The 13,977-nt window shown below is 35.0% G+C and carries 14 protein-coding genes; 7 read left to right on the top strand and 7 right to left on the bottom strand.

All coding sequences use genetic code 11. The features are described 5' to 3' along the window. Nucleotide 1: 1 nt before the first annotated feature. The 3 genes from AACZ49_RS06765 to AACZ49_RS06755 form a co-directional block, all read right to left on the bottom strand. On the bottom strand, nt 2-487 hold the full coding sequence (locus AACZ49_RS06765) for a gliding motility lipoprotein GldH (RefSeq protein WP_339652865.1): 486 nt from the start codon (nt 485-487) through the stop codon (nt 2-4). Then, nucleotides 480-1,667, bottom strand: coding sequence for a regulatory iron-sulfur-containing complex subunit RicT (ricT, locus tag AACZ49_RS06760; RefSeq protein ID WP_339652864.1), 1,188 nt, complete (start codon nt 1,665-1,667; stop codon nt 480-482). The genes AACZ49_RS06765 and ricT overlap by 8 nt, the downstream gene beginning before the upstream one ends. Nucleotides 1,668-1,908: 241 nt before the next feature. Continuing rightward, complete coding sequence (locus AACZ49_RS06755) at nt 1,909-2,940, bottom strand: rhodanese-related sulfurtransferase (RefSeq protein WP_339652862.1); 1,032 nt, start codon at nt 2,938-2,940, stop codon at nt 1,909-1,911. Between the two features lie 354 nt (nt 2,941-3,294). Between AACZ49_RS06755 and recA the strand changes: the two genes are divergently transcribed. The 4 genes from recA to AACZ49_RS06735 all read left to right on the top strand — a co-directional run bounded on the left by recA (nt 3,295) and on the right by AACZ49_RS06735 (nt 6,924). Further along, nucleotides 3,295-4,305: a recombinase RecA gene (gene recA, locus AACZ49_RS06750; protein ID WP_339626312.1), complete on the top strand. Its 1,011-nt coding sequence runs from the start codon at nt 3,295-3,297 to the stop codon at nt 4,303-4,305. A gap of 77 nt (nt 4,306-4,382) precedes the next feature. Then, complete coding sequence (locus AACZ49_RS06745) at nt 4,383-4,805, top strand: hypothetical protein (RefSeq protein WP_339652860.1); 423 nt, start codon at nt 4,383-4,385, stop codon at nt 4,803-4,805. A gap of 15 nt (nt 4,806-4,820) precedes the next feature. Continuing rightward, nucleotides 4,821-5,387 (top strand): sigma-70 family RNA polymerase sigma factor, encoded by a 567-nt coding sequence (locus AACZ49_RS06740; RefSeq protein ID WP_339652858.1) that lies wholly within the window; start codon nt 4,821-4,823, stop codon nt 5,385-5,387. A gap of 31 nt (nt 5,388-5,418) precedes the next feature. Next, a complete protein-coding gene (locus tag AACZ49_RS06735; protein ID WP_339652856.1) occupies nt 5,419-6,924 on the top strand; it encodes an outer membrane beta-barrel protein in 1,506 nt (501 codons plus the stop codon). Nucleotides 6,925-7,186: 262 nt separating this feature from the next. On the opposite strand, the gene AACZ49_RS06730 is transcribed toward AACZ49_RS06735, so the two are convergent. Continuing rightward, nucleotides 7,187-7,927, bottom strand: a complete 741-nt coding sequence (locus tag AACZ49_RS06730) for a lysophospholipid acyltransferase family protein (protein ID WP_339652854.1) — start codon at nt 7,925-7,927, stop codon at nt 7,187-7,189. A gap of 70 nt (nt 7,928-7,997) precedes the next feature. Between AACZ49_RS06730 and trpS the strand changes: the two genes are divergently transcribed. Further along, a complete protein-coding gene (gene trpS, locus AACZ49_RS06725) occupies nt 7,998-8,966 on the top strand; it encodes a tryptophan--tRNA ligase (protein WP_339652853.1) in 969 nt (322 codons plus the stop codon). A 191-nt stretch (nt 8,967-9,157) separates the two neighbouring features. Here the strand turns inward: trpS and dprA are convergent, their stop codons facing one another. Then, a complete protein-coding gene (gene dprA / locus AACZ49_RS06720; protein WP_339652852.1) occupies nt 9,158-10,276 on the bottom strand; it encodes a DNA-processing protein DprA in 1,119 nt (372 codons plus the stop codon). A gap of 92 nt (nt 10,277-10,368) precedes the next feature. Between dprA and AACZ49_RS06715 the strand changes: the two genes are divergently transcribed. Then, nucleotides 10,369-11,331 (top strand): SPOR domain-containing protein, encoded by a 963-nt coding sequence (locus tag AACZ49_RS06715; RefSeq protein ID WP_339652850.1) that lies wholly within the window; start codon nt 10,369-10,371, stop codon nt 11,329-11,331. A 58-nt stretch (nt 11,332-11,389) separates the two neighbouring features. After that, entirely contained in the window at nt 11,390-11,905 is a 516-nt protein-coding gene (locus AACZ49_RS06710) for an acyl-CoA thioesterase (protein ID WP_339652849.1), read from the top strand. Here AACZ49_RS06710 and AACZ49_RS06705 read toward each other — a convergent pair. Both AACZ49_RS06705 and AACZ49_RS06700 read right to left on the bottom strand, forming a co-directional pair. Next, entirely contained in the window at nt 11,895-12,740 is an 846-nt protein-coding gene (locus AACZ49_RS06705) for an aldo/keto reductase (RefSeq protein ID WP_339652847.1), read from the bottom strand. The genes AACZ49_RS06710 and AACZ49_RS06705 overlap by 11 nt on opposite strands. 12 nt (nt 12,741-12,752) lie before the next feature. Next, on the bottom strand, nt 12,753-13,976 hold the full coding sequence (locus AACZ49_RS06700) for a peptidoglycan DD-metalloendopeptidase family protein (RefSeq protein WP_339652845.1): 1,224 nt from the start codon (nt 13,974-13,976) through the stop codon (nt 12,753-12,755). Between the last annotated feature and the right edge of the window lies 1 nt (nt 13,977).

The following is a 13,977-nucleotide window of genomic DNA, read 5'->3' as shown; positions in this document are numbered from 1 at the left end:
TTTACGGGTTACTTTTAATTACTTCAATACCTACATCGGTAATACCTTCTAGATCAATAATTCCAGAAACATTTCCGTTTTTGCGCATCGCTTGTGAAACCTCTATAGTATATACGCCAGAAGACGAGAAAACGATGTTTTCCTTATACCATAATTTATTCTCTTTAATACTACCACTACCTTTTCCAAGCCAAGTACCATCTGGTAAGGACATTGCATATTCTAATGTATCTTTTGTTACTTCGCCCTCAGGTGTAGTTAAAGATGCGATAATGAATAAATTACTATAGGGAAAAGTGTTATCGTTTCTAACATTGATGAATATATCATGACCTTGTAAAGTGTCCATTTTGGATAAGGTAAACTCAAGCACGTTATCCTTATTCCAAACGCCATTTTTTACAGAATGATATTCTGATTTAATAATATTGGTATTACAGGAAGTAAAAAGCATAACTGCTAAAAAGCAAAATGAAAAGCTACGCATTGTTTTGATTTCTTTTTCGATTTCTGTTCTTGTTCTTATTTTGGTTTCGATTCCTATTTTTATTCTTGCTCTTGTTTCCACCACCTTTAGGTCTATCGAAACGAGTAAGGCTATCTTGACCAACTACATTCTCAAAAACTACTTTTTCCTCAGCTTCAATTTCAATCGCATACATTTCTAAGCTTGCGACTTTCTCTTTCTTCTTATTTTTATTCAAAATATCATTTACCTGATCTTTTGAAAGAACATGCCAGTTGCCTGGATTATCCTTGTAAGAGAACCAGAGCATTTCTTTAAAAATATCGGTTTTTTGACAAAAAGCTAAGCCCTTATCTGTAAATAATTTAGTGTCTTGTGCAGGAAAATCTTTTAAGGCATCTAAATAAACATCAAGCTCATAATTTAAACAGCACTTTAATTTTCCACACTGCCCTGCTAATTTTTGTGGATTCAAAGACAGCTGTTGGTAACGTGCAGCAGAAGTATTTACTGATCTAAAATCTGTAAGCCAAGTTGAACAACATAACTCTCTACCACAAGATCCAATACCGCCCAATCGTTGTGCTTCTTGACGATACCCAATTTGACGCATTTCGATACGAATACCAAACGCCTTGGCCATATCTTTTATTAGCTGACGAAAATCTACACGTTCATCTGCAGTATAATAGAAAGTTGCTTTAGAACCATCACCTTGAAATTCAACATCAGAAATTTTCATTTGAAGTTTTAAGATAATAGCGATTTCACGAGCGCGCTTTTTAATTTCCTCTTCCCTATCTCTACATTTCTGCCAAATATCGATATCTTTTTGACTGGCTTTTCGATAGACTTTTGCCGAATCTGGAGCATTAATCGCTTCCTTCTTTCGCTTCATTTGTACGCGAACCAACTCACCTGTTAAGGTGACCATACCGATATCATGACCAGACACAGCTTGAGTGGCGACAATATCGCCAATGGAAAGTGAAAGATTTTCTGTGTTTTGGAAAAATTCTTTTCTACTGTTTTTAAATCGCACTTCAACAAAATCAAATGGTCGTTCCCCATTAGGGAGCGACATGTTGGAAAGCCAATCAAAAACTGTTAATTTATTGCAACCATCTGTACCGCAAGTACCGTTGTTCTTGCATCCCTTTGGTTGTCCATCCTTACCGGTAGAACAACTACTACAACCCATATTATATATATTGATTTGGTCGAATTTTTGAAGATTCACCAAAAAAGGTTCATAAAAAACTTATAGGTAAAGATACTGTTTTTTTAATGTGAAATAAAAGTCAAGTTGGCAGTATCGATATTCTGCATTCGATAACCAGTGGTCGATAAGCCACATCGTGTAGAATCAAAATAGAGGAGAATCTAAACCTATTTAAAGCTGAATTTTAGGCTTCCGTAAGTACTAACCTTAAAAAATCACTTTATTTCTTAAACTTCAAAACCTCTGAACGGCCTTTCTTAAAAATTTTATTACTGACAACTTTGCCTTTTCTTAGTGCCTTTTGCAATTCAAAAGGTAATTCATGAACCTCTTTACAAGCATCAGAACAGCAATCGTTCATTTTTTCAGCGCAATTTTTACACTGAATAAATAATAGATGACATGCTTCATTGGCACAATTTACATGTTCATCACAAGCCTCTCCGCATTGGTGACAATTCGATATAACATCATCACTGATTCGTTCTCCCCTTCTATGGTCAAATACAAAATTTTTACCACTAAATTTATTTTCTAGATTTTTATTTTCTACCTGTCTTGCATATTCAATAATGCCACCTTCTAGCTGATACACCTGTTCGAAACCTTTATGCTTGTAATAAGCACTAGCTTTTTCGCATCGGATACCACCTGTACAATACATAACAAGTTTTTTATCTTTCTTGTGATCAGCCAAATCTCGTTCAATGATATCTAACGAATCACGAAATGTATCTACATCAGGCGTTACTGCATTTTTAAAATGGCCGATTTCACTTTCGTAATGATTTCTCATATCGACCAAAACAGTATCTGGGTCTTCTATAAGTTCATTGAACCTTTCTGCATCTACATGAATACCTTTATTGGTAACATCAAAACTGTTGTCATTTAGCCCATCGGCTACAATTTTATTTCGAACCTTTACTTTAAGCTTCAAGAATGATAAATTGTCTTGTTCAATCGCAATGTTAAGACGAACATTTTCTAAAAATGAAATGCTATCTAAATGCTCTTTAAAAATATTGAAATTTTCAGCAGGTACAGATAATTGGGCATTAATGCCTTCTTTAGCGACATATATTCGGCCAAGAACATCCATCTCATTCCACTGTATAAATAAATGATTCCTGAATAAGTCGGTATTACCGATGTGTGCATAAGTATAGAAAGATATAGTAAGACGTTCCTTACCCGCTTCTTCAATTAAAGCTGCTCTTTCTATTGCACTTAATGTATTGTACAGTTGCATGCTATACCAATAGTTTTAAGTTATAGAAAAAAATTAAAAAACAAAAGTAATGATAAAATAGAAAAAAATGAGTCTACTCTACTAAGCTTAACCATTTTAAAACAAAAAAGAGCCTTGATTTCTCAAGACTCTTTATCGACTATTCCATTCTTTTCTTTTTCATAGCATTCTTTCGGAACACAAAAAGGGAAATAGCCACCAATGTTCATTGTCACTAAAAACAACGAAGTATAACCAATTAAGTAAATTCTATTTTTTATTAGATTATAATTACTTAAAATGGTTGCGTAATACCATTCAATATTATTCAAATCAAAAAAGAATTGGTAATTTAGCTTTCCAAAAAAATCAAAAATGAGTTCGGAAAAAGAAGCAAAATTAAAAGCATTAAAATTGACCCTTGACAAAATGGATAAGACCTATGGCAAGGGTGCTGTCATGAAAATGGGCGATAAGGTAGTTGCCGATGTTGAAGTGATTCCTTCTGGCTCATTAGGACTGGATATTGCATTAGGAGTAGGTGGTTACCCAAGAGGTCGTGTAATAGAAATATACGGACCCGAATCTTCTGGTAAAACAACTTTGACACTCCATGCCATTGCTGAAGCACAGAAAAATGGTGGCATAGCAGCTTTTATTGATGCAGAACATGCCTTTGACCGTTTTTATGCTCAAAAATTGGGTGTTGACATAGATAACTTAATTATTTCTCAACCGGATAATGGTGAGCAAGGATTAGAGATAGCAGATAATTTAATTCGCTCAGGAGCTATTGACATTGTAGTAATTGATTCTGTTGCAGCATTAACTCCTAAAAGTGAAATTGAAGGAGAAATGGGAGATTCTAAAATGGGGCTTCATGCACGTCTAATGTCTCAAGCTCTAAGAAAACTTACCGGGTCAATTAGTAAAACAAATTGTACCGTTATCTTCATTAACCAATTACGTGAGAAAATTGGTGTTATGTTCGGCAATCCTGAAACGACAACTGGTGGTAATGCACTTAAATTTTACGCATCGGTTCGTTTAGACATTAGAAGATCTACACAAATAAAAGATACAGACGGAAACGTTCAAGGAAACAAGACTCGTGTAAAGGTTGTTAAGAACAAGGTCGCTCCACCATTCCGTACCACAGAATTTGACATTATGTACGGTGAAGGAATTTCAAAAGTTGGTGAGGTTATCGATCTTGGTGTTGAATATGAAATTATAAAGAAGAGCGGTTCATGGTTTAGTTATGGTGACACAAAACTTGGTCAAGGTCGTGACGCTGTTAAGAGTCTTTTATTAGACAATCCAGAACTTTTTGAAGAATTGGATGGTAAGATACGAGAGGCTATTAATGCGCTAAACGCTAAATAAAATTTTATTTAGTTAATCATAGTTAACTTCTACGCAACCATTGCATCCAATTTTCATCCTATAAACAAATTATTTGTATGATTAGGAAAAGATTAGTGCTACTGGCTGTTTTCATAGCCTTTATAAGCAATGGTTGTTCGATAGAAGATGATGATGCTAATTTTCATTTCACTACATTGGAAATTGTTGGAGCAGAATTACCAGAATCTTTTGATTATAATAAGACCTATGAGATATTAGTAAACTATATTAAACCCGATAGTTGTACTAATTATGAAGGTTTTGACGTGGTCAAAGATTCCTTAACGGTTAGAAATGTTGTTGCCATTGGATCAGTAAGAACCGATATAGATTGTACCGTACAATCAATAGAACAAACAGCATCATTTAACTTTAAAGTAATTTACACTGACCCTTACACTTTTAAGTTTTATACAGGCGATAATAGTGAAGGAGAGGCTGAATATTTAGAAGTAGTCGTGCCAGTAAACAAATCATAAAACAACCGACCATTTGTGAGTCTAGAAGAACTCATTCATAATTGTAAAAAGGGGGATCGAAAGGCACAGGAGCTTTTGTATAGAGCCTATGCCACAACCCTATTTGGCATATGTCTGAAATATTCTAATTCTAAATCGAACGCAGAAGATAACCTTCATGATAGTTTTATGACCATTTTTGAAAAAATTGGTCAATACCAAGGCAAAGGTTCTTTTGAAGGTTGGATGAAAAGAATAACGGTAAATACGGTATTACAGAAATATAGAAAGGAAGAGTTTTTAAATGTAGTTTCTGATAATACTGAGGAAGAAGTTACCGTAGATAATGCCTTTAATGATATTAGCCTACAATCATTGCTAGGCTACATACAAGAATTGCCGAACAAATATCGTGCGACCTTCAATTTATATGTTTTAGATGGTTACACCCATAAAGAAATTAGCGAATTGTTAGGCACCTCTATTGGCACCTCAAAATCTAACCTTGCACGGGCTCGTACATTATTAAAAGAAAAAATAGAAACTAAAGTAACCCAATCTATTATTGGAATACTTGTACTTATAACAACACATTTTTTATAATCGATTTGGTTATAAACTGAAATCTTAAAAGATGCAGAAAAAAAAATTAGACGAACTTTTCCAAGACAAACTCTCGGACTTCAAACCCACACCAGACAATAAAGTTTGGAGGGCTATTGATGCGACATTGGAAAAAAAGAGAAAAAAACGAATTATTCCTATTTGGTGGAAACTAGGCAGCATTGCTGCTGTATTAGTCTTCGGCCTTCTTTTATTTAATCCATTTACGGAGAACCAACCATCAAACAAGACATTGGTAAACACTCAAAAAGAGACTTATAAGAAGACGACAGTTCAATCTGATTCTGAAAAAGAAACTCCCATGGAGTCACTATATCCCATTGAAAATCCAATAGTTGAAAAAGCTATAATAGAATCTAAAAACCTTTACGACAAGGACAAGAAAGGTTCATCGAAGCCTAAAAACGCTAATGAAACCATTGTACTTGCTGATAAAAATATTAATACCAATCGGTCTAAAAAGAATGATGCCATGGTGGGAAATAAGCCTAAAATTAACATCAATTCAACCATTTTAATTGTTGGTAACACTTCGGTAAAAAAAATAAAAAGTGAGGATGTTTATAACGCTTCATATACTGAAGAAGGTTTAGAGAACTCAAATAACGAAACCGCAAAGTCTTCATTAGAAATTAATATACTCAATAAAAATGCCGATATAAATTCTGAAGTCGTTATCAATACAACAACCGATGAAAATAAAGAAATAGCCGAGATAGATAAAAAATCCATTTTCGAAGAAATCACTGATCAAGAAGAAGAAAAACAAAATGTGACAGGTAATAGATGGTCAGCAGGGCCGAATATTGCTCCTGTATATTTTAATGGCCATGGTAAAGGATCTCCTGTAAATTCAATCTTCACCCCTAACTCCAAGTCAGGAAATATCAATTTCAGCTATGGAGTATCGGTAGCTTATTCCGTAACTAAAAAGCTAACCATTCGTTCAGGTATCAATAAAGTTAACTATGGCTATGATACAGAAGATGTTGCTTTTTCGTCATCAATTAATGCCATATCTACTTACGGTCAATTGGAATCGATTGATTACGCCCCTACATCAGAAACACTTACCGTTTCAAGTAAAAAAGTAGCTTCAGAAAATTTTAGCACCGCTAACTCTGCGCTAGATGTTACTGCTAAAAGCGCCACTAGAGATGGCTATATGTCCCAACAATTTGGGTATATTGAATTACCGATTGAAGTGAACTATGCTTTAATAGATAAAAAATTCGGAATAAATATTATTGGTGGTGTAAGTTCATTATTCTTGATAGACAATGCAGTTTCTTTAACAGCTGGAGAGCTAACTACAGAAATCGGTGAAGCAAACAACATTAATGACCTTAACTTTAGTGCAAATATGGGCCTTGGATTTAATTATAAATTTTCGAAAAAGCTTTATTTCAATTTAGAACCGATTTTCAAATATCAATTGAATACGTTTACAGAAGTTGACGGTACATTTTTACCATATTCTATTGGGGTTTATAGTGGACTTAGCTTTAAATTTTAAAAATTTTGATGAAAAATATTCTTCTAATCTCTTTTTGCTTATTTAGTATTTAAAATTTTTCCCAAGACAATGAGACATCAATTAGCCCTTCAGAAAATAGAAATGAACTGAAAATAAACGAACTCTTCTTAATATTAGGTGCCGTTGAATTAAATTATCAATATTTATTTTATAATGAGTCTGGTATTGGTGTAGACCTTTTTAAAAATGACAGAGATTTTACAATTATCGGTAAATGTGGTATCAACTTAGGACATAGATTCTAACCATTATTAATTAGATCATTCAAGATAGTCTCCCTAATACTATTTCGCAAGCTTGATGTATCTTCAGATTTTAATAAGTCCGTTTTTACAAATCGATGCACCTTAGCCCTGCAATTACCTGGACCTCCACTAAAAAAGGTAAATGAAAATCTTTTCTTGTTATCATAAAATGTCATTGGCACTACTGCAATTTTGTGGGCAATAGCCATTTTAAAAGCACCATCTTTAAAATTATCTAATACAACCTGCTCTTCTGGTACACCTCCTTCTGGGAAAATACAAATACTTGACCCCTGTTGCAAACGTTTTTGAGCTCTTATATATACCCCAGTTCTACTACGCGTATCCTCGCGATCCACCATAATACAAACACGTTTATAGAAAAATCCGAATAAAGGAATGTTTTTCAACTCCTTTTTTCCCACAAATACAAACGGATTTCTACTAACCACAAGCATTAGCATAATGTCTATCATACTTGTATGGTTCGCTACAAGCATATAACTGCTGCCCTTAACTAATTGCTGTTCGTAGGTAACACTTGGCCAACAGAACATACCATATAGAATGGGTTTTGCCCAAAGGTTTCTCGCCATCCAAAAAAATTGTGGATACCACTTTTCTCTTGACGCAAAAAGGACTAGAAATGGGAAAAAAATTAGAATAGGTACGGCCACTAAAATATGAAACCAAATACGGTATAGTGTTTGACCGGTTTGTCTAACGACTTTAAGCATAAATCAAAAGTAGTTATTTAGGTTAGTTTTTTGTATTTGTTTTACCTTTGCTTTCTTAGAAATAAAGCAAATGGCAAGAATTTTAACTGGCATACAAAGTACTGGAACCCCTCATTTAGGTAATATTCTAGGAGCGATTATGCCTGCGATAGAAATGGCGCAAAATCCGAAAAATGAATCTTTTTTATTCATTGCGGATATGCACTCCCTTACCCAAATAAAAAACGGGGCAGAACTAAGACAAAACACTTATGCTACAGCAGCAACATGGTTGGCATTTGGCCTTGACATTGAAAAAACTGTTTTCTATAGACAAAGTGATGTTCCACAAGTAACTGAACTTTCTTGGTATTTGAGCTGTTTTTTTCCATACCAACGGTTAACACTAGCGCACTCATTTAAGGACAAATCAGATAGATTAGAAGATGTAAATGCAGGCTTATTCACATATCCTATGTTAATGGCTGCAGATATATTATTGTATGACGCAAATATTGTCCCTGTTGGTAAAGACCAAATGCAACATATTGAAATGACTCGTGATGTAGCATCACGTTTCCATGCTCAATTAGGCGAAACATTTATCTTGCCTGATGGTAAGGTTCAAGAAGAAACAATGTACATACCAGGTACCGATGGCGCAAAAATGAGCAAAAGCAAAGGGAATCTAATTAATCTTTTTCAAACGGATAAGCAATTACGTAAGCAGATTATGGGTATACAAACCGATAGTACACCTATGGAAGAACCTAAAGACCCTTCTAACGATAATGTATTTGCGCTTTATAAAATATTAGCATCGCAACCACAAATAGAGGAAATGAGCGCAAATTATTTGGCTGGTAATTATGGGTATGGTCATGCCAAACAAGCACTTTATGAAGTCATCATAAATAAGTTTGATGGGCCGCGTGAAAAGTTCAATTACTATATGAACAATTTAAATGAGATTGATGATGCTTTGGCTTTAGGTGCCGAAAAAGCCAAAAAGGTGGCAGATGGTGTGCTAGAACGTGTTCGTGAAAAATTGGGATACTAAGAAAATAAGTTTCCTTTTTAAAATATGCTTAAATACACAAATCCGACCACTAGGTCGGTTTTGTGTATTTATTACCTAAACTTCATCCCATTTCCTTCGATTTGGCGTGAAAATAAATCGTTATTTAAATAAAAAAGTTCAAATCGCTATAGCCAAAGCGTTATAAACAAACAGAGTGGTCTGTAAAAATCTTATATCGCCTCGAACAATTTCCCAGGCAATGGCCGTATTGCACCCTTCATTTCCATATTTAGCAATGTAGAAGATGCTCTAAAAATAGGAAGGTTACAATCTAATGCGATGCTATCCAACAACTGCTTGCCGTTGTTCTGTAAATAGGTATAAATGCCTTGTTCAACATCATCCAACTCTATGAACAATTGCTTTTGAATGATTTTGTTAGGCTTTTGTTCTACTTCCCAGTCTAACAAATAAATTAAATCGGCGGCAGAAGTCATCACATACGCCTTTTGTTGTTTTATTAAATTGTTACAGCCCAAACTATATTTGTCGGTTGTTCTGCCAGGTACTGCAAAAACATCTCGATTATAGCTATTGGCAATATCGGCTGTTACCAAGCTTCCACCTTTCTCTGCAGATTCAACCACCACAGTAGCTTCACTAACTCCTGCTATAATTCGATTTCGCTTTAAGAAATTCTCCCGTTCCGGGTTACTAGTACTCCAGAACTCGGTGTAAAATCCGCCATTTTTCAAAACCTCAGCCTGATATTTAGCATGAACTTTAGGATAAATCTGATTTAACCCATGCGCCAAGCATCCTATGGTTTGAAGTCCATTTTTTACAGCTTCCCGCTGAATACAAATATCAATCCCATAGGCAAAACCACTTACAATAATAGGATTCAACGGTGCTACATCTGAAATAAACTTTTCACAAAAAGCTATGCCGTAACTAGTAACATTACGAGTACCAACTACGCTTATAATCTTTCGATTATTTAAATCAATATTCCCCTTTTGAAAAATAAGTATAGGCCCATCAATACAATGCTTTAAATAATTAGGATAATCGGCATCTAAAAAATAGGTGCAACTTATATCGTTTTTAATAATATAATGGTATTCCGCTTCAGCGGCTACTAGATGCTCCTTATCAAATAAGTGCTTTATGGTATGGGTACCGATACCATCAATTTTTAGAAGGTTTCGCTGGTTATCCTCAAAAATTGAAGATGGACTCCCGCAATGAGAAATTAATTTCTTTGCGAGTATATCTCCGATATTTGGAACATGTTGCAACCGAAGTATTGCAATGAGTTCATCAGCAGTGTGTTGTATAGTTTTCATTTATTGTTCACAAATTAGGCGAAAAAATATGTTAATAAAAAGTTCCTGAAGAGGTTTTTATACCACCATATTTTTTTCATATTTGTGCAACAATGGTTTTAGAACACTACATAAGCGATTTATTATACCGGTACAACTGTGTTGTTGTTCCTGGTTTTGGAGCTTTCCTCACCCAAAAAAATTCGGCTAGAATTAATCAAATCACGAATACTTTTAGCGCACCAAATAAGTCTATCGCGTTTAACAAACAGCTCATCTCAAATGATGGTTTGCTTGTATCTTATGTGTCAGAATCAGAGAAAATCACTTTTGAATCTGCGCTATCATCCATTGAAGAACAAGTTAAAGTTTGGCAAAATATTTTAGTTCAAGAAACCTCATTAAACCTAAAGAATATTGGTTCACTGTCTAAAAACAAAGAAGAGAAAATATTATTTCAACCCGCTTCCGAACCAAACTACCTGACATCATCTTTCGGTCTTTCTAACTTTAATTCCATTCCTATTACAAGAGAGGTTCTAAAAGAAGAAATAGTTGCAATCGAAGAAAAAATACCATTTGTTATTAGTCCGGAACGAAGAGAAAATAATGGCTTTAGACCCTATTTGAAATACGCTGCTATTTTATTGTTGGCATTTTCAACGGGCATAACAGGGTATCGTGTATACCAACGACAACAAACTAATAATCAAGTTGCCGAAAATGATGCTAAAGAATATGTGAATAAACAGATTCAAGAAGCTACTTTTTTCGACCTTTCTCCTTTGGAGTTACCAACGGTAACTGTAGAAGCATCTACCACAAAGTCAGCAAGTATTATAGAAAGTGAGATGCATTACATCGTTGCTGGCGCGTTTAGAATAAAAGCAAATGCTGATAGAAAAATAGCGCAACTAAAAGCGAGTGGTTTTAATGCAGGATATTACGGAACAAATGCTTATGGATTACACATGGTTACTTACGAAAGCTACACCAATTCGACAGATGCATTAAAAGCGTTAAAGGAAATTAAACAATCTCAGTCACCAGACGCTTGGTTATTATCTAAAAAATAAACCTTTACACATTTTATAACTACCATTGTTGCCCGTATCTTTGCGGAAAATTTCAATAATGGAAGCTAAAACACCTGCAGCATCTCGAACTACAATGACCGATATGGTACTTCCAAGTGAGACCAACGCACTTCAAAATTTATTTGGAGGTGAATTATTGGCGCGTATGGATCGCGCTGCTAGCATTGCTGCCGGTAGACACAGCCGTAGAATTACAGTTACGGCGTCTGTTAACCATGTTGCCTTTAATTTAGCTATCCCATTAGGAAGCGTTGTAACTGTTGAAGCAGCCGTTTCTAGAGCTTATAACACCTCTATGGAGGTATATATCGATGTTTGGATAGAAGATCGTTATAATGGCAAGCGTACCAAGGCTAACGAAGCCATTTATACATTCGTTGCCGTCGATGAAACGGGTAAGCCAACTGAAGTTCCAGCGTTGGTTCCCGAAACAGAATTAGAAATAACGCGTTTTGATGGCGCACTTAGAAGAAAGCAATTGAGTTTAGTTTTGGCCGGTAAAATGAAGCCAGACAATGCAACTGAATTGAAAGCCTTATTTACTAAAAGTTAAAATTATCTGGATCAGGACCGCTTCGTTGTCCATTTTCCAAACCATCTAAGAAGATTATATCTTCTATAGATAGTTCAAAATCGAAAATATCTGCATTAGATGCCATACGGTCGATATGTACTGACTTTGGAATGGCAACCACACCTTTTTGCAAATTCCAACGTAAAATAATCTGTGCTATCGATTTTCCATATTTATTGGCCAAATCATTACAAATATCCATATCAAAGACTTTACCTTGTATAAAAGGGGACCAAGACTCATACTGAATGTCATTTTCATTACAGAAATCGATTAAATCTTGTTGCACTAAATGGGGATGGAACTCCATTTGATTCACCATAGGCACTATTTTGCAATCCTCCATTAAATCTTCTAAATGGTGCTTTAAAAAATTACTGACTCCTATTGCCCTGATCTTCTTTTGTGCATATAAGTACTCTAGCGCCTTCCAAGTTTCTTTATATTTATCCTTAACCGGCCAGTGAATCAAGTATAAATCCAAATACTCTAAACCCAATCGGTTTAGGCTATCCTCTAATGCCTTTAACGTTGACTCATATCCTTGATCTGCATTCCAAACCTTGGTAACTACAAAAATATCTTCTCGCTTAATGCCACTTTCTTTTATGCCTTGCCCAACACCTTCTTCATTTTTATAGGCAGAAGCTGTATCAATATGCCTATACCCTAATTGTAAAGCGCCTTTTACAGCATCAACAACTTCTTGTTCGTTATTAGCCTGGTAAGTACCCAAACCCAAATATGGCATTTGTACGCCATTACCTAATGTAAAACTCCCTTGAATATCTGTAATAATAGGTTTGTTTTGCATATCTAATTTTAATTAAAGCCTATACACCCACTCTTCAGGATTTAAACGAGAGGTATTTTGATATAGGTAAAATTTTAAACGTGTTTGACCATTATTCCGATTGGTATAAACAGTGCCGAGCTCCTCTTTACTAAGTACTTTATCACCCTTTTTAACATATAAATCAGATAAGTTATAGTAGGTGCTAATAAAATTACCATGCTTAATTTGAACCCCTTTATTTCCTCCTGGTACAGCCAAAATAGCTATGACCTCACCTTCAAAAATAGCACGTGCTTTAGACCCTTCGTCTGTTGCTATTATTACGCCGTTACTTTGGTGTTTTATACCTGGGTAAACTGGGTCACTATACACACCGAACCCTTGACTCTTTATACCCTTTTCAACAGGCCAAATTAATTTGCCTTTGTTCGCAGAAAAATTATTTGCAATGATGGTCGCTTCAGGTGTTAGAACAAACTTGCTTGTATTTTTGGTAGTGCTTCCCGATTTTTTATTAGATGCAGCGATTGCACTTCTAATAAGTCGTTCTATTTGCTGATCTATTTTGCGAGCCTCTTTTCTTTTGGCATCAATAGCGCTAGCGTATTTAGTTTCATTTTTACGAATAGTCCCTAACAACGCTTTTTGAGTTTGAATTTCGCTGAACAATTGGTCTTTTGCCTTTTTGTTTTGGGCCAGCAACACTTCCTTTACTTTTCGCTCTTCGTTAAGATCCGTGTTTAAACGAGATAGTTCTTCTGTTTTAGCCAATATCTGCACACCTTGCTCTTTTCTATAATCAGTATACTGCTTCATATACTGAAGCCTCTTAAATGCCTGAAAGAAGCTCTCTGACGACAACAAAAACATTAATCTATTCTGCTTAGACTTATTTTGATACGATTTCTGGATCATCTTGGCATATTCATCCTTTATCTCCTGCAATTCTTGTCTTAGCTTTCCAATATTTCTAATATTTGTGTTGATTTGTCTGTTCAACAAATTAGATTGTTGGTTGGTAACACGTATTAATTGTTGACGCACTGTAATTTTCTTATCCAATGCTTCCATCTGATCTAAAACATTTCCTTTTTCCTTCTTTTCTGCAAAAAGTAGGCGGTTGATATCTCTAATCTCAGATTGTAGTTGTTCACGCTTTTCTTCTAAAGCTTTTTGCTCGCTAGTTTGGCCAAAACATATCATAGTAGTGACCAACAACAAAAATAGAATGCTATGTTGTAGTTTAAACCGCATG

The organism is uncultured Maribacter sp. (assembly GCF_963975365.1).
Taxonomy (GTDB): domain Bacteria; phylum Bacteroidota; class Bacteroidia; order Flavobacteriales; family Flavobacteriaceae; genus Maribacter.
Note: the sequence above shows the minus strand (reverse complement) of the source record. Positions and strands in the feature narration are given on the sequence as shown.

Excerpts from the sequence above, each read along its gene's own strand:
- AACZ49_RS06700 (WP_339652845.1), bottom strand. The coding sequence starts at position 13,976 with ATGCGGTTTAAACTACAACATAGCATTCTATTTTTGTTGTTGGTCACT.
- trpS (WP_339652853.1), top strand. The coding sequence starts at position 7,998 with ATGGCAAGAATTTTAACTGGCATACAAAGTACTGGAACCCCTCATTTA.
- AACZ49_RS06710 (WP_339652849.1), top strand. The coding sequence starts at position 11,390 with ATGGAAGCTAAAACACCTGCAGCATCTCGAACTACAATGACCGATATG.
- recA (WP_339626312.1), top strand. The coding sequence starts at position 3,295 with ATGAGTTCGGAAAAAGAAGCAAAATTAAAAGCATTAAAATTGACCCTT.
- ricT (WP_339652864.1), bottom strand. The coding sequence starts at position 1,667 with ATGGGTTGTAGTAGTTGTTCTACCGGTAAGGATGGACAACCAAAGGGA.
- AACZ49_RS06735 (WP_339652856.1), top strand. The coding sequence starts at position 5,419 with ATGCAGAAAAAAAAATTAGACGAACTTTTCCAAGACAAACTCTCGGAC.
- AACZ49_RS06765 (WP_339652865.1), bottom strand. The coding sequence starts at position 487 with ATGCGTAGCTTTTCATTTTGCTTTTTAGCAGTTATGCTTTTTACTTCC.
- AACZ49_RS06715 (WP_339652850.1), top strand. The coding sequence starts at position 10,369 with ATGGTTTTAGAACACTACATAAGCGATTTATTATACCGGTACAACTGT.
- dprA (WP_339652852.1), bottom strand. The coding sequence starts at position 10,276 with ATGAAAACTATACAACACACTGCTGATGAACTCATTGCAATACTTCGG.
- AACZ49_RS06755 (WP_339652862.1), bottom strand. The coding sequence starts at position 2,940 with ATGCAACTGTACAATACATTAAGTGCAATAGAAAGAGCAGCTTTAATT.
- AACZ49_RS06705 (WP_339652847.1), bottom strand. The coding sequence starts at position 12,740 with ATGCAAAACAAACCTATTATTACAGATATTCAAGGGAGTTTTACATTA.
- AACZ49_RS06730 (WP_339652854.1), bottom strand. The coding sequence starts at position 7,927 with ATGCTTAAAGTCGTTAGACAAACCGGTCAAACACTATACCGTATTTGG.
- AACZ49_RS06745 (WP_339652860.1), top strand. The coding sequence starts at position 4,383 with ATGATTAGGAAAAGATTAGTGCTACTGGCTGTTTTCATAGCCTTTATA.